The organism is Cognataquiflexum aquatile (assembly GCF_003316845.1).
GTDB lineage: Bacteria > Bacteroidota > Bacteroidia > Cytophagales > Cyclobacteriaceae > Cognataquiflexum > Cognataquiflexum aquatile.
In genome coordinates this window covers 415608-430778 of sequence record NZ_QMIK01000003.1, presented here as the reverse complement: position 1 = coordinate 430778, position 15171 = coordinate 415608, and the positions used below count along the sequence as shown (strand labels likewise).

At 42.3% G+C, this 15171-nt stretch carries 13 protein-coding genes; 4 read left to right on the top strand and 9 right to left on the bottom strand.

Annotated features, from left to right (window positions below):
• Positions 1 to 108: 108 nt before the first annotated feature.
• Entirely contained in the window at positions 109 to 1233 is a 1125-nt protein-coding gene (locus tag DQW11_RS10670) for a sugar phosphate isomerase/epimerase family protein (protein ID WP_113924223.1), read from the top strand.
• Positions 1234 to 1429: 196 nt separating this feature from the next.
• On the opposite strand, the gene DQW11_RS10665 is transcribed toward DQW11_RS10670, so the two are convergent.
• A complete protein-coding gene (locus tag DQW11_RS10665; RefSeq protein ID WP_113924056.1) occupies positions 1430 to 1867 on the bottom strand; it encodes a hypothetical protein in 438 nt (145 codons plus the stop codon).
• Between the two features lie 51 nt (positions 1868 to 1918).
• On the bottom strand, positions 1919 to 3160 hold the full coding sequence (locus tag DQW11_RS10660) for a dipeptidase (protein WP_113924055.1): 1242 nt from the start codon (positions 3158 to 3160) through the stop codon (positions 1919 to 1921).
• Between the two features lie 282 nt (positions 3161 to 3442).
• On the opposite strand from DQW11_RS10660, the gene DQW11_RS10655 reads away from it, so the two are divergent.
• From DQW11_RS10655 to DQW11_RS10645, 3 genes are all read left to right on the top strand, one after another.
• A complete protein-coding gene (locus DQW11_RS10655; RefSeq protein ID WP_113924054.1) occupies positions 3443 to 5158 on the top strand; it encodes a hypothetical protein in 1716 nt (571 codons plus the stop codon).
• Positions 5159 to 5329: 171 nt separating this feature from the next.
• Positions 5330 to 6331, top strand: coding sequence for an acyl-ACP desaturase (locus DQW11_RS10650; protein ID WP_113924053.1), 1002 nt, complete (start codon positions 5330 to 5332; stop codon positions 6329 to 6331).
• Positions 6332 to 6561: 230 nt separating this feature from the next.
• Positions 6562 to 7416, top strand: a complete 855-nt coding sequence (locus tag DQW11_RS10645; RefSeq protein ID WP_113924222.1) for a pirin family protein — start codon at positions 6562 to 6564, stop codon at positions 7414 to 7416.
• Between the two features lie 163 nt (positions 7417 to 7579).
• On the opposite strand, the gene DQW11_RS10640 is transcribed toward DQW11_RS10645, so the two are convergent.
• From DQW11_RS10640 to DQW11_RS10610, 7 genes are all read right to left on the bottom strand, one after another.
• Positions 7580 to 8356, bottom strand: a complete 777-nt coding sequence (locus DQW11_RS10640; protein ID WP_113924052.1) for a Rossmann-like and DUF2520 domain-containing protein — start codon at positions 8354 to 8356, stop codon at positions 7580 to 7582.
• Between the two features lie 96 nt (positions 8357 to 8452).
• Entirely contained in the window at positions 8453 to 10984 is a 2532-nt protein-coding gene (ccsA, locus tag DQW11_RS10635) for a cytochrome c biogenesis protein CcsA (protein ID WP_113924051.1), read from the bottom strand.
• Between the two features lie 28 nt (positions 10985 to 11012).
• Complete coding sequence (locus DQW11_RS10630) at positions 11013 to 11429, bottom strand: cytochrome c maturation protein CcmE domain-containing protein (protein ID WP_113924050.1); 417 nt, start codon at positions 11427 to 11429, stop codon at positions 11013 to 11015.
• Positions 11430 to 11502: 73 nt separating this feature from the next.
• A complete protein-coding gene (locus tag DQW11_RS10625) occupies positions 11503 to 11748 on the bottom strand; it encodes a CcmD family protein (protein WP_198669881.1) in 246 nt (81 codons plus the stop codon).
• Positions 11745 to 12425, bottom strand: a complete 681-nt coding sequence (gene ccsA, locus DQW11_RS10620; RefSeq protein WP_113924049.1) for a cytochrome c biogenesis protein CcsA — start codon at positions 12423 to 12425, stop codon at positions 11745 to 11747. The genes DQW11_RS10625 and ccsA (DQW11_RS10620) overlap by 4 nt, the downstream gene beginning before the upstream one ends.
• Before the next feature lie 170 nt (positions 12426 to 12595).
• Positions 12596 to 13384, bottom strand: a complete 789-nt coding sequence (locus tag DQW11_RS10615) for a hypothetical protein (RefSeq protein ID WP_113924048.1) — start codon at positions 13382 to 13384, stop codon at positions 12596 to 12598.
• Positions 13385 to 14496: 1112 nt separating this feature from the next.
• Positions 14497 to 15162: a heme exporter protein CcmB gene (locus DQW11_RS10610; protein WP_113924047.1), complete on the bottom strand. Its 666-nt coding sequence runs from the start codon at positions 15160 to 15162 to the stop codon at positions 14497 to 14499.
• Positions 15163 to 15171: the final 9 nt, after the last annotated feature.

Genomic DNA, 15171 nt, shown 5'->3' with positions numbered 1-15171 from the left:
AGCAATTATCCCTGAAAATGTTTTTTCGATTTGATAAGCGGACGGCATTGGCGGGATTTGGCTTTTAAAACCAAAACAGGGTATTTATCTTTAAAAAAAACTACTACTATGAGCAATCAGATTTGGATCATGACATCCGCTTTTGACCAATTGGATTTGGATCAAACCATCACCAAAGCCACCGAAATCGGAGTTCAGGGATTGGATGTCTGTGTTTTCAGAAAAGACGGCACTAGGGATGACTTTGTGGCGACCCATATGGATTATGAAAACTTCGATCCCGAGGCTGCCAATAAGATGATCGACAAGTTCAATGCCGCCGGACTTCGGCTTTCTATCGGTGCTTTTGAAAACCTGATTGGCGGCGATCCTTTTCACAAGCTAAAAAACCAAAACCACCTGCTGAAACTGATCCGGATGGCTTACCTGATGGGCGGAGATGAAAATGATGTGAAAGTGGGAACTTTTGTGGGTTACAACCATGAATTGGGCATTCAGGAAAATGGTTTTGAAAAAAATCTGGAAGAATATCAAAGGGTTTTCACACCCATCATAAAATATGCAGAAGACCTTGGCGTCACCGTTTTATATGAAAACTGTCCCATGGAAGGTTGGCGCTCTTCAGGATACTCTACGACATACAACAACCTGACCGGAGTCTTGGCCGCAAGGAAAATCATGTACGACCTGATCCCGAGCAAAAACCACGGGGAAATCTATGACCCTTCGCATGATGTCTGGCAGCATACCGATCCTGTGGAGGTAATCAGACATACGGATATATCAAGGTTAAAACGCATCCATGTCAAGTCGACGAGAAATAATCCTGATCCATTTTGGGGAAATATGTACCCTATGCAACGAGTCAAACCCGAATGGGCTGCAAAAGCAGGAATCCCATCTAGTCAAAATGAATGGGACAGACACCATTACGAGGCGACTTTACCGGGATTTGGGTTGGGGGATAGCATGGATTGGAGAGCCTTTGTCAATATCCTGAAGGAAAAGGGATTTACCGGACCATTTGAAATCGAGAATGAAGCCAAATTGTCCAAACAAACAGGAAAAATGGGTGCTATTGTCCAAGGTTGCAAAGCTGCGGTTCAAAATCTGGCGCCTTTGCTATGGGAATTGTCGGACAATGGATTTGAATACCCAAAGTCTGAGATCAAGCCATTGAAGCAAATCGGGAATAAGGATATTCCGGTGGTGACGGTGGATAAGTTAAAGTAGTCCATAGTCGATAGTCCACAGTCCACAGACGCATCAATTGAACTTCAAAACTTGTTATAGATTAAAAATCAATCCAATTTTTACCCTACAAAAAAATCCATAGATCATACATGTCACGTGATTTTCATGAGTCACTTTTTGTCCCCGATAAATACGGGGCAGAATATGATACAAATAGTGACGAGGAGGTTTTTTTTCAGTCAATCCGGTTTGGTTGTGGCTTCAAGAAATCCGGAATTTCTTCCCAACCACCATTAGGAACAACCACAGAATCTGGAACGATGGTGTCATAAATAATCTGATAAAGTCTAGGGTCATTTACAAAGTAATAACCCAATCGCCTTTCCCCAGTTTTTATTCTCTTGCACTTATTTGAAAAACAATTGTCGTATTGATTTTTACCTTCAGCTAAGTAAGAAACTTTCATTCCGACCCTCTTACTATCAGTATATCTTTCATTAAAATTAATTATTGTATACCTAATATCTGATGTCGATTCCACATATGATTTATATAAATTATATCCAAAAACGGCAAATACAAATAAGAAAAGCAATCCAATAGCCCACTTAGTGTTTGGGCTCGCCCAATCTTTGTAGTTGGTTGGCTCAATCATATTTGGTTTTCTTAACATGACTAGAATTGATCTTTTTCAGCCAATAATTAAATCAATAGACTTAAAATCTCATTTCCCTGAAGCCGCAATCACCGCATCCCAAACCCTGAAAATATTCTTGTAACAGATCTTTTCGATGTCTTCTTTGGAATATCCACGCTTGAGAAGTTCAGCTATAAGGTTGGGATACATGGATACATCCTTGAGGCCGGTTGGCAGGCTATCCCCCACCCCGTCAAAATCAGAACCCAAACCCACATGGTCGATTCCAACCAAAGCCACTACATGGTCAAAATGGTCAGCCACTTTTTCCACATTGGGGAATGGATTATTCTCAGCGGAATATTTCTCGATATAAGCCACAGCTGCCGAATCGGTGCTGCTCAAACCGTTTTCTGCAAGCCAATTAACAATATGCTCCCGAACTGCTCCGGACTTTTCATTATATTCTCCATCGACAAAACTTCCCCCAAAGTTGATCATGATGACACCACCGTTTTTACCAAGGGCTTTGATCATATCGTCGTCCATATTCCTTTCAAATCCAGGAGTAAATTTCCTTGCTGACGAGTGGGACGCGATGACAGGAACATCAGTCACTTTCACCACATCGTAAAATGTGCTGTCCGACACGTGTGAAATGTCCACCATGATCCCTACCTTATTCATTTCTTTGACAACGGCTACGCCATAGTCACTCAAGCCATTGTGCGTACGCGTGGTATCGTAAGATGAATCCCCGATCAGGTTGTCCGTGCCATGGGTGAGTGTGATATACCGGATGCCACGGTCATAAAAATATCGGACATTGTTGATGTCATCTTCGAGCGCAGCCCCATTTTCCATTCCCATCGGAAATGAAACCTTACCCTCTTTGGTGTTTTTCTCAATATCAGAAGGGGAATAAGCCATCGCAAATTTGTCAGGCCATGTATTCACCAACCTTTCTGTCATCAAAATCAATGAATCCGCCAAAACCTTTGCCCCTCCCCTGTCTTGGTAGCCTGAAGGAATATAGATAGACATAAACGGCGCGTCCAAGCCCCCTTCTTTTGATCTTGGAAAATCAAAATTTCCGCCATCAGTCCGGACTGATACATCCAAGATCTCCCGCTGAAGGGTAAAACCACCGACTTTCATCCTGTAAGGAAGGTCCACGTGTCCATCTACCATGATGGTATTTTGGGCCATTTCTATAGCGGCAGCAAGTCTTTCCTCATCTGACAGCAGGGTATAATCTATGGTTTCGGTTTTTTGGGCACAGCCAAAAACGAAAGCCGAGGCAATCAACAAAAGCAGGGGTTTTCTCATAGCAGTTCAATATAAAAGATTAAAGTAAAAATTTCAGGATAATTTATATGGATTTACGCAATTCATTTTATTCTAAATGCTGACTGAAATGCCTGGTACATCCCTGCCCTCCAGCAACCCGGGGTCTTCCGACTTCCGTCTTCCGTCTTCCGTCTTTCTTATTGACAGACGGTCAGAATTTGATAAAAAAAGGATTTTATATCCGCTTATGTAATAGATTTTTCTACTTGAATCCTATAAATGGAAATTTGGCTAAATTGAAAGAAACCAAAGAAGATTCCTATGAGGCTGCTGTCTTTCCTGATGTTATTGCTGATTGTTTCGTGCAATGCCCCGACTACCCCATCTGCCAAGATTACTATCGAGCCGGAATTAGGCGAAGGCATAAAAGACGGTAGGCTGTTGCTGCTTTTTCACCATGATGAAAAAACAGAGCCGAGGTTTGCGGTGTCAGATGATGTCACTTCTGCCCAAGTGATGGGGATGGATTTTGAAGATTATCAGGCTGGGAACTCATTATCTTTTGATTTTGGGACATTTGGATATCCCATCGAAAACTGGCAGGAAATCCCTGCAGGTGACTATTGGGTGCAGGCTTTTATTGTAAAACATGAGACATTCAACCGGGCAGATGGGCATGTCATCAAGATGCCTGTTGACCAATGGGAAGGTAGACAGTGGGCAAGAACTCCAGGAAATGTCTACAGCACTCCACAAAAGATCTCTTGGGACGGGGAATCAGGTATTGAGATTAACATTGATCAAATCATCCCACCTGTCTCAGAACCTGAGGACACAGAATTTATAAAGCATATCAAATTCAAAAGTAAGTTGCTTTCTGACTTTTGGGGAAGGGATATTTACCTAGGAGCACACGTTTTATTGCCCAGGGATTTTGATAAGAATCCAAATGAATATTATCCTTTGATGATTTATCATGGGCATTTTCCCTCTGATTTTGGGGGATTCAGGACCACGCCACCTGACGAAAACATCGAAGAAACCTTCAATGCCCGCTTCAATATCTATGGCTATGAAAAAATCGAACAACAGGAGGCTTATGATTTTTATCAGAAATGGATTTCTCCTGATTTTCAAAAATTCATCATCATCGAAATCCAACATGCCAATCCATTCTATGACGACAGCTATGCCGTCAATTCGGAAAATATCGGGCCCTATGGCGATGCGATTACCTATGAATTGATTCCCCATATTGAAGAGCAATTCCGCGGAATCGGAGAAGGTTGGTCAAGGTTCACCTATGGCGGTTCGACCGGAGGATGGGAAGCTTTGGCTGTGCAGGTGATGTATCCCAAAGAATACAATGGCTGCTTTGCTGCTTGTCCTGACCCGATAGATTTCCGTGCCTTTACGACTGTGAATATTTACGAAGATCAAAATGCCTATTACCTCAACGGACCTTTCAGGACTACCGACCGGGTTGGAAAAAGAAATTACCTAGGGCATGTTTCGGCTATGGTCAAAGACATGAACCACAAGGAACTTGCTCTCGGCGGGACCAAAACCCGGTCCGGTGACCAATGGGATGTTTGGCAGGCGGTTTATTCACCTGTCGGGGAGGATGGCTATCCAAAACCGATTTGGGACAGGTATTCCGGAGAAATCGACAAAGAAGTGGCCAACCACTGGAAAGAAAATTTTGACCTCCGCCATATCATGGAAAGAGATTGGTCTAAGTTGGGGAAAGATTTGGAAGGGAAAATCCACATCTACTGCGGGGATATGGATAATTACTACCTGAATAATGCCGTTTATCTTACTGAGGAGTTTCTCGAAAAAACTTCTGAACCTTATTATGGTGGTGAGGTTAAATACGGGGACCGCGCCGAACACTGTTGGAACGGTGACCCTACACAACCAAATTATATCACCCGCCTCAGGTACAATATCATGTATTTAGACAAAATCGGCAAAAGACTCGAAGAGACGGCACCTTCTAATTTCAACCAAAAAACTTGGACACTGACAAAATAATCAATTGTAAAATTGAGAAACCCGTTTCAGAAATTGGGTTTCTTAGTACCTAATGACACTAAATGTGATTACCTTTACTTAGAATTTATATAAATTATACGATTGTAGCCTTTTGTGAATACCCCATCCCAACTTGGCAAGGAGGGTTTTAAAGGCAAAAAATAAAAAGTCATGAATAATTCAGAAAATATCAATTACGAACTAGAAAAAAACATGGAGGTCATTTCCCAGCTGGATGGCTTCGTCAACAATGCTGTTGAAACAATATTGGTAGACCCGGATGAATGCTGGCAACCCTCTGATTTTTTACCCGACATGGGTCAACCTGATGCCTTTGACGAGGTCAAAAAACTACAGGAAAGAGCAGCCGGAATCCCGGATACCATCATCACTTCTCTCATCGGCAACATGATTACCGAAGAGGCGCTTCCAAGCTATCAGACCTATTTCAACTTATTGGAAGGAATCAATGTAGAAGGAAGTCTTCTGAGCAACTCTGGTTGGGTAAGATGGTCAAAAGCATGGACTGCAGAGGAAAACCGTCATGGTGACCTGCTCAACAAATACCTCTACCTCTCAGGACGTGCCGATATGAAAAAAGTAGAGCAGACTATCCACAGGCTGATCTACAACGGTTTTGATCCAAAATCAGAAAAGGATCCTTACCAAGCCATGATTTATACCTCATTTCAGGAGAGAGCCACCAAAATCTCCCATGTCAATACCGGTAAATTGGCGGACAAGGCCGGAGATGATGTGCTTTCACGAATCTGCAAAACCATTGCAGGAGATGAAGCAAGACATGAAAAAGCCTACAAAAGCTTCATGAGTCAAATTTTTGAAATTGACCCGAACGGAGCTATTCTTGCATTTGAGAAAATGATGCGGAAACAGATAGTCATGCCTGCAGTTTTGATGGGAAAAGGAAGCAGCAACCCTACTCTTTTTGATCAATTCTCTGCGATTACCCAAAAAATCGGTGTTTACACTGGTTGGGACTATGCCCGAATCATCGAACACCTGGTCAAACTTTGGGATATTCAAAACCTCACCGGCTTGAACGATGTGGCCTCTAAAGCGCAGGATTACCTTGCCCATCTTTCGGACAGGTATATGAGACTGGCCGACAGAATGAAGGCACCTGACGAAATCTCCCTGGCTTGGTTGAAATAAAAATATGATTATCTGCTATCCTCCTGCATAATTAATAAGGCGCTCAGAGTTGCATATAATCGACCACAGTCCATAGCAACTTAAATTGAACTTCGAACCTAGTATATATGGATATGGGCAAGGATGCATATAATTTTAAATAAAGAACCTGAAGAAATTCAGGTTTTTTTTTGCCATGAGGGGAACATTTATGAAGGAAAACATATTGAATGTTTATACATACAATTAAAATCATGACCATCAAAGAAATACATCCTGCCAGCTACCATCCCATTGCAGATCTCATTACTTACAACCCGCTTCCCTCTGCGAAGCTGAGACAAATTGATCCATTTATATTTTTGAACCACCACGGCTTTCAAACCTACCCAAAAAACAACCGCGGACTTCCTTTTGGCCCACATCCCCACAGAGGGATGGAAACGGTCACTTTTATCCTTGCCGGTGATATTATGCATCAGGATTCGGGAGGACATGAATCAGTGATCGAATCGGGTGGGATTCAATGGATGACTGCAGGAAGGGGACTGATTCATTCAGAAGTCTCTTCTTCTGCATTCAAAAAGGAAGGCGGTGATCTGGAAATACTGCAGCTTTGGATCAACCTTCCTGCCAAGCTAAAAATGACCGAACCAAGATATGTAGGTCTGCAAAAAGAGGAAATCAATCATTTCGAACTATCCGAAGGAAAAGTATCTGTTCAAATGATTGCCGGTGATTGGGATGGAAATCAAGGTTCATTTGAAACATTGAGTCCGATGTTCCTGAGCACCATCACCATGGCTAAAGGAGGTAAATTCAATAAATCAATTCCTGTTGGAGAAAACGTATTTTTCTATGTAGTCCGTGGAGAGGTCAAGATTTTGGGTGAAAAAATCCCTTTTAGAAACCTTGTGGAATTTACCAACGATGGCGGAAATTTATCTGTAGAAGCTTTTGAAGATTCGGTCCTGATTCTTGGCCATGCGAAACCTTTCAACGAACCGATGGTAGCCCAAGGGCCATTTGTCATGAACACCCAACAAGAAATCATGGAGGCCTACCGCGATTATCAGCAAGGGAAATTTGGAACTTGGAAACATTAAAAAAAATGTGTGGCTGCCCTTTGACAGGCAGCCACCCGATATACTAAAAAATACTAAACTAAAATCATTTATAAAAACAGTAAAGCTGAAAAAGTTGCTTAATCACCCGTATCAAATATACTGGATCCGCAACCTTTAAAAAATACCCTAAAGGGGGTATTTTTTAATAAGAATCGATAATATCCTGGGAAATAAGCTTATATAACTCAGCTATCTGTTCATTGTAGTTCAAAAATTGGTAGTGGGCATCCAAGGTATTAAAGTCCACCCGTCTTGCCGGTCCTGTCTGCGCGCGCTTGGCACCCAATTCCAGACTTTTACTGATGGTTTCTATAATAAGTGGTTTGAGCATTTCGAAATCCAAACCCTGACGCGCCATGACTTCTTCTGATATCCTCAACATGTGGTTGGAAAAATTACTGGCAAAAACCGCCGCTACATGCAAAGCCATTCTGTCTTTGGACTTGATCAGGTATTGGTTAGGGGACAATGATTTTGCAAGTTTTTTTAATTTTTGGAGCGCGGCTTGGTCCTCAGATTCCAAGAGAAACGGGACATCGCCAAAGTCAATTTTTCTTTCTTTGCTGAATGTCTGTAAAGGGTAAAAGATTCCTGTAAAAGTCGCTGAACTATAGCCCAACACATCTAATGGCACTGCTCCTGAAGTATGCACCAGGATACTTTCTTCGGGCAAAATGATTTCATCAGCCAGCTCTGAAATCGCCTGATCACTTACTGCTAAAATAAAAATCTCCGCCTCGGAATCTGAAAAATCGAGGTCATCTTTTGCATCTGCAGTATATAACCTTGCAGTTAGTTTTTCGGCGTCCGTAAGATTCCGTGCATAAATTTCTGTGATGGTATGACCTGCCTCTTCCAAGGCCGGTGCCAAATGCCAGGCGACGTTGCCGGTTCCCAATATTGCAATCTTAAATTTCATAATTGAAATATATACCTTTTACCGTGATTCTAAAAAAACAAAAAGCCCTAAAGAAGGTATCCTTAGGGCTTTATGGTTTTGAACTTAGTCAGGAATTTAGGCTTCCATTCCTTTATCCCTCATTTTTTTGAACTCATCATACCTTCGGTAGATGGCTACACAAAAACCTATCAGCATCAGGATCGTTCCTGCCCAAAGGATATTGATTTGAGGCATCAATATGGCCTTCAATACCACATAGTCTTTTTGGTACCTGTTGACTTTGAAAGAAAATGTATTTGTTTCCGGTTTGATATTTTCCAATTCAACCTTGACACCGAGTTCGTTGTCTATAGCGGCAATCTTTCCTACCTGATTGTCACGGATGATGAAAACAGGCTCCAAACGCTTCTCGACATCATAATCCATGACCACCAACTTGGCTTTTACTGCTACATCTCCCTCTCTTAAATCCAAACCGTCGACCTGACTGAGAACTTCGCCTCCTTCAAATGTGGTCACAAAGTCAGAGATATAGAAGGTCTCCCCCGGAGCTACTTCATAGAATTCATCTTCCCTCCATTCCGGGTCTTCATAATCATTGATGGCGGAGACATAGGTGTACAGATCCCTATTTACAAACCTTTTGGAATCCGGAGAGGATATCAATCCCATGGAGGAATTGAATTGTGACATCGGGTTCAATGAAAACTGAAAAACAGAATCCTTGTAGTAATCAACCTGGAAATAGTCATTTTCCTCCAATACAATCTTTACTTTATCCCCTTTGGCAAAGTAAGTCCTTCCTCTGGCGACAATATCTTCCAAAGCAATGGCCTCATTGATTTCCCCAGTGGATTTGAGTTGCTTGACGTTCACAAATCCGGGTACACCAACCACTTTTTTCTGTCTGCCACGATAGACGGCTGTATAATCTTTGATTTGGGTTGGCTTATTGATCCAAAGCAGGACGTGCTCTTTGTTCATTTCTTCTTCCCACGAATTGCTGTAAGTCAATCCTGAAAGGTTGTAAGAAATGATTTCAGAATATCCTGAGGAAAACATAATCCCGATTAGCATCATCCCAAGTCCGATATGCGCCAAAGAACCACCTGCCAATTTGAAAGTGGATTTTTTTATCAGTTTGATCAAAATGGATGAATTGGCGACGATGGTGAATACTGAGGCCAAAACCACAATGATGTAAGGAATATCATAAACCTTCCCAAAGACAATGATCAGCGCTGATATGACGACAGATATGATGTATGGCATCACCAACGACTCCCTCAAGGCTTTCGGATCCATTTTGTTCCACCAAAAAAACTGTCCTACCGCTGTCAGCAAAGCCACAGCCACAGCAAACCAAAGCTGAAATTTGGTATAAAAACCAATCTGATCCGCAGGAGGCGCCATGTTGGAGATGCCTCCGAAACTTTCTACCAAAGCATTCCAAACAGGAATGGAAGTAGGAAGGATTACCTGGAAAGCCATCAATGCCAACGTCGTTGCACCAATAAAAATCCAGAATTCTCGGGAATAAACAGAAGCTTCTTTGTCAGAAGTCGGGATATGTTTCCAGTTTTTTGCTGCCAGAAAAACTGCAATGACAAGAAAGAACAGCATGTAAATCAACAGCTGACCTGACAAACCCAAGTCTGTAAAAGAGTGAACCGAAGAATCACCCAATACCCCACTCCTCACCAAGAAGGTGGCATACAGTACCAAAATGAAGGAAGCAATGACCAAGACGATGGAAGACTTCAATGCAGTACTGCTTTTCTTGAAAGTGATCATTGTATGGATTGCCGCTACCATAATCAGCCATGGTACATAAACGGCATTTTCGACAGGATCCCAATTCCAATAGCCACCAAAATTTAAAGTAACATATGCCCAATAAGCACCCATGATGATCCCCATTCCGAGGATCATGGCGGAGAACTGTGCCCAAGGCAATGCAGGACGAACCCACTCAGAATATCTTTTGGTAGCCAATCCACCCATCAAAAAGGCAAACGGAACCAAGGTGGAAGCATATCCGAGAAACAAAGTCGGGGGGTGGATCACCATCCAGATATTTTGAAGCAAAGGATTCAGACCGGTTCCATCTTCTGGCTTAAAGTCAGGATTGATCTGGAAAACCGGTGCGGAGACCGCATCCCTCAAAAGAATAAAAGGCGAACTACCGATCTTCAAATCTCCGATCACCACACCCAAAATCATGGATACAAGAAATGCCTGCACCAAAGCAAAAACGATCATCACAGGACCTTCCCAGAATTTGTTGGTATGGATCAAAACCAATCCCAAAACCACATTCCAAACTATCCAAAGGATAAATGCCCCTTCTTGACCTTCCCAAAAACTGGAGATCATATAATGGACCGGAAGCGCTTTGGAAGAATGGGAATAAGAGTAGAAGTATTCAAACCGGTGGTTGTAAATAATCTCAAAAAGTGCAAATGCCACCGTCACGCTTGCCAAAGAATGGACATAAAATGTGACTCTACTGAACCGCCTCCAATTGGCTTTGTCCAATTCCTGTGCAATCGTGTATTGATAATAAGAGTAGGCAGTAACCAAGGCACTGACAAAAGCAAGAATCAATGCAAAGTGGCCTAAATTACCTATAAAGGTATTGATCATGTTAAATGGAATCAGAGGGAAAACTAATTTACATTCCGGCTGTCTTGAGCTCGGTTTCCTGATATTTGGAAGGGCACTTCATCAGGATTTTGTCTGCTACAAACAGGTCTTGGTCTTTATAAGCACCGATGACCACCACTTGTTCAGCCCTTGAAAAATCCGGTGGCACCGGTTCATTATAAAAGACCTTTTGTTCTGTGCCTTCATTGTCCACCATCAGGAAATAGAATGAAGTCTTATCCTCATTGACTTCGATCCCGACAACATCACCGGTTTGGGCTTTTTTCAGTTGGCCCACCACGTGGATGGCCTTGTCATCGCCTTTGGTTTTCATGGCTTTGGCGTTGGAAAAACTTTCGTAAGTACTTGCATCCCCGATCATTGACATGATGATGATGATCGCGACAGCTATGATTCCCAAACCAATTATATGTCCCTTTTTCATTTTGGTAGATTATATTTTTGATGGGTTCAGGAGCAAATTCTTTTAGATTTTACTTCCTTTCTCCTTATTAATGTTATTCTTCTTTCAATTGTTTTTCAAGACGGGTCACTTTCCTATCCGTATTGATCACATAAACCAATAATCCCGCAAAAACGATCCCGATGATACCTACCAAAACGTAGATTTTTCCCTCGGACCGCATCACATCCGCCATTTCAACGGTGGAGTTTTGGTAATCGTTTTCAGAAATTTCAATTTTCTCCTGTCCGAAAGCACTCAGACTGAATGCCATGAACCATATTATTAACCACTTTTTCATGATACCTGATTGATCAATTTATCTTCAAACTTTCTTTCAATTCGTCTCAGCCTGACCCTTATGGTACTGATCCAAGTTCCCAACAGTGTCCACGCGATGATCGCGGGATAGAACACCATCCTGAGTTTGCTGTCCAGGTCATAGGCATTGAATCCGGGATTGCCACCGTTGCCGGGATGGAGACTGTCTGTCAGTCTTGGCAAAACAAATATCAATGGTATAAAAGCCGCAAATGCGAATATGTTATAGACGGCACCGATTCGGGCCCTTTGATGGACATCAGTGAGTGAATTTCTCAAAATAAGATAGGCGAAATACATCAAAAGCCCGATGGCGGAAGCATTCTGTTTTGGATCACCGCTCCAATAATCCCCCCAAGTGAATTTGGCCCAAAGCATGCCTGTGACAATTCCCAATACGCCAAAAAGGATCGCCGCATTGGTGAACTCAAGCGCCATGTCATCATGCCTGAGGTCGTTGCTTCGGAGAAATTTGATGCTGTAAACCACCGCAACCATTAGCATCAATATCATTCCAAACCACATCGTGACATGGAAATGCAGGGCCCTGATCGTCTCATTCAGGATGGGTAACCTAGGTACGTCAAGGAGAAGTCCGGCTGTAAGGGTAAATGCCAACAGGGCTACAGTCAGGATTTTCCACCAATATGCTCTCATTATAATGGGTTTGATTTTTCAAGCGCAAAAATAAGGCATAAGTTCCTCATTCCTGTGCTTTTCATGAGATATGTTGCGGATGGTCCATAAAATGATTTTATGCCAATAATCAAACCACGAAATCAGAGACTGATTACTGAAAATGAAAGCAAAAAAATAAATCAGGCTCCTCAATCCTTCTTCACATAATGTTCCGTCCAACCATTTGGCATATCACTTTTTAAAATTAATTCATTGCCCTTAAACTCAAAATAACTTGAAAACCCATCATTGCCCGAAAAACCAGGAATCGGCTTGGTAGGATAAAAGTTAATCTTATCGTTTATAATCCGCCATGACAGCATATTGGCGGCTTCAAACATTTCGGAACCGCTCATTCTGTATTCTGCCGGAATCTCTCTTTGGGCATCCCTAAATCCCCTGATATCCGCGACGTATTTTCCATCAGGCATATAGGCAAACATGTAATCCTTACCTGTCATCTCACCCATTACTTTTTCTCCATTTTCATCGATTTTATACAGTTCCTTCAGAATCCAAACTCCGGTCAGCTTGTTTTTAATGTCATCAAACTGTTCCGGAAAAAGCTTTGAAAAATCATAGGCCAAATTTTTGGAAACCAAGTCCATCGTAAAAACCTCTCCACTGCTTTTGACAGTTAACAATAATGCTGATTTTTCAATTCTTGCATATATTTCTTCCTCTACACCCGATATTTCCATCACACCTCTAAAACCTGTCTTTTCTTTTGCCCCAAAAAATTCACTTTTGTTCATTTGCTTGTCGTAAAGCTGACCATAGACCATTTCCCCTTTTTGTTCCAAAGTAATGACTGAAAGTTGGCCAACAATATTACCGGAATATACTCCCTGTATAGTCTGGGCAAGGCCAAAAGAAATCTGGAAAAAATAAACCGCTATACATGCAAAAATCAAGATAAGGGGCTTTGATGCTTTCATGGGAAATTTGGTTTGGTTGTGTTGGTTCAGGATAAACCACAGAAACTAAAAGTAGTTTTGGAACATGAAAAAACCAAGCGCGCCAACAGAAAAAGGAAGATTTCGCGCAAAGGCGCAGAGACGCTAATTGAGAATGTTTGATTTGTTCCCCGCGAAGACGCTAAGAAATAATTATAAGTAAATAAACTGATGTTAACCTATCATTTTTAATTAAAATCCCTTTGCGATTTTGCGGCTTCATGGGAAAAAGTTTCTTTGCCAAAGTCTACCAGCCTGTAATCCTCCGACTTGCTTTTTTTTCTTTGCGTCTGAGTGAGGTATATTTTTTACTGCAAAAGAATAGAAGGTTTCGCTATGGTCTCAAAGGATTTTGAACGTCCTTGTTTTTGGCGGAAACCTCAATTCCCTATTTGCATTTCTTCGGCCAAAAACCGGAATCACGGTTTTCGTTTTTAACCCCGAGTTGCGTTCCTCACTCGGGGCTACCAATATTTGATCCCTATGGGATCATTCGACGCCGTTGTACGCCGTTGGTTTGATGCGGTTTGGAAATATCAGCACTGAAAGTGCGAAAGATCCTAGCGATGGGTGAAGCCCATCGCTATCATGAGGAATGGTTTCATCAAAGCCCTGAAAGGGCGAAAGAAATTGATTTAAAAAATATCCTTCTTTTTCGGCAAAGGACTCAATGGTTTCGCTATGGTCTCAAAGGATTTTGAACGTACTTGTTTTTGGCGGAAACCTCAATTCCCTATTTGCATTTCTTCGGCCAAAAACCGGAATCACGGTTTTCGTTTTTAACCCCGAGTTGCGTTCCTCACTCGGGGCTACCAATATTTGACCACTACGTGGTCGGTCGACGCCGCCAATGTTTGTGTCTCCACAAACATTCTTATTCTGAATAATTCATTCTCCTCTTACTCTCCTTTTCCTCTGCGGCTTCACGGGAAAAAGTTTCTTTGCCAAAGTCTACCGGCCTGTAGTCCTCCGACTTGCTTTTTTTCTTTGCGTCTTTGTGACTTTGCGGGAAAAGTTTCTTTGCCAAAGTCCGCGGGCCTATAACCTTCTGACTTATTTTTTCTTTGCGATTTTGCGCCTTCGCGGGACAGTTCCTAACTCCTCCACAGATATGGAAACAGGATATACGCCGTCACAGCCACGATAACATTGATTGCCATAAGCGTTACAATCTTATCCAAGCTCACTGACCAATCCAATCCATCAATGGCATTCTTTGACACCCGGATGGCCATCAGCAAAATCGGGATGATGACCGGAAAACTCAATATCGCCATCAAAGTCGCATTGTTGCTCGCCTTGGACGCTATCCCCGATACCATCGTCAGACAGGCCGAAAAACCAACCGCTCCCAATATGAGGTTCAACAAAAACATCCCCTGATCCTGAACGGGATTGCCCAAAATCACGCTGAAAACCAGATATCCCAACAATGCCAAAACAAGTGTGAGGAGTGTATTGTAGATGATTTTGGAAATGATAATGGCCTCCGGAGAAGCAATCATGTAATAATACAGCTGTCGGCCCTGATGTTCCTGCACAAAGCTTTTGGCCACGGCATTGACGGCAGAAAACAGGATAATGATCCAATACAGTGCATTCCACGTCGGAACTCCGATATTGCCTTGCTTCGCTCCCACGCTGAGATACGTGATAAAAACTGCCGATACGACATACAAAAGAATGCCATTGAGCGCGTACTTCTGTCTCCATTCGAGGGTGATTTCTTTTTGGATCAGAACAGCAATTTCTTTGAGCATGGGGCAAAG

Coding starts and splice junctions, on each gene's coding strand:
- DQW11_RS10650 (WP_113924053.1), top strand. CDS start 5,330: ATGAATAATTCAGAAAATATCAATTACGAACTAGAAAAAAACATGGAG.
- DQW11_RS10660 (WP_113924055.1), bottom strand. CDS start 3,160: ATGAGAAAACCCCTGCTTTTGTTGATTGCCTCGGCTTTCGTTTTTGGC.
- ccsA (WP_113924051.1), bottom strand. CDS start 10,984: ATGATCAATACCTTTATAGGTAATTTAGGCCACTTTGCATTGATTCTT.
- DQW11_RS10655 (WP_113924054.1), top strand. CDS start 3,443: ATGAGGCTGCTGTCTTTCCTGATGTTATTGCTGATTGTTTCGTGCAAT.
- ccsA (WP_113924049.1), bottom strand. CDS start 12,425: ATGAGAGCATATTGGTGGAAAATCCTGACTGTAGCCCTGTTGGCATTT.
- DQW11_RS10640 (WP_113924052.1), bottom strand. CDS start 8,356: ATGAAATTTAAGATTGCAATATTGGGAACCGGCAACGTCGCCTGGCAT.
- DQW11_RS10630 (WP_113924050.1), bottom strand. CDS start 11,429: ATGAAAAAGGGACATATAATTGGTTTGGGAATCATAGCTGTCGCGATC.
- DQW11_RS10665 (WP_113924056.1), bottom strand. CDS start 1,867: ATGTTAAGAAAACCAAATATGATTGAGCCAACCAACTACAAAGATTGG.
- DQW11_RS10615 (WP_113924048.1), bottom strand. CDS start 13,384: ATGAAAGCATCAAAGCCCCTTATCTTGATTTTTGCATGTATAGCGGTT.
- DQW11_RS10670 (WP_113924223.1), top strand. CDS start 109: ATGAGCAATCAGATTTGGATCATGACATCCGCTTTTGACCAATTGGAT.
- DQW11_RS10610 (WP_113924047.1), bottom strand. CDS start 15,162: ATGCTCAAAGAAATTGCTGTTCTGATCCAAAAAGAAATCACCCTCGAA.
- DQW11_RS10625 (WP_198669881.1), bottom strand. CDS start 11,748: ATGAAAAAGTGGTTAATAATATGGTTCATGGCATTCAGTCTGAGTGCT.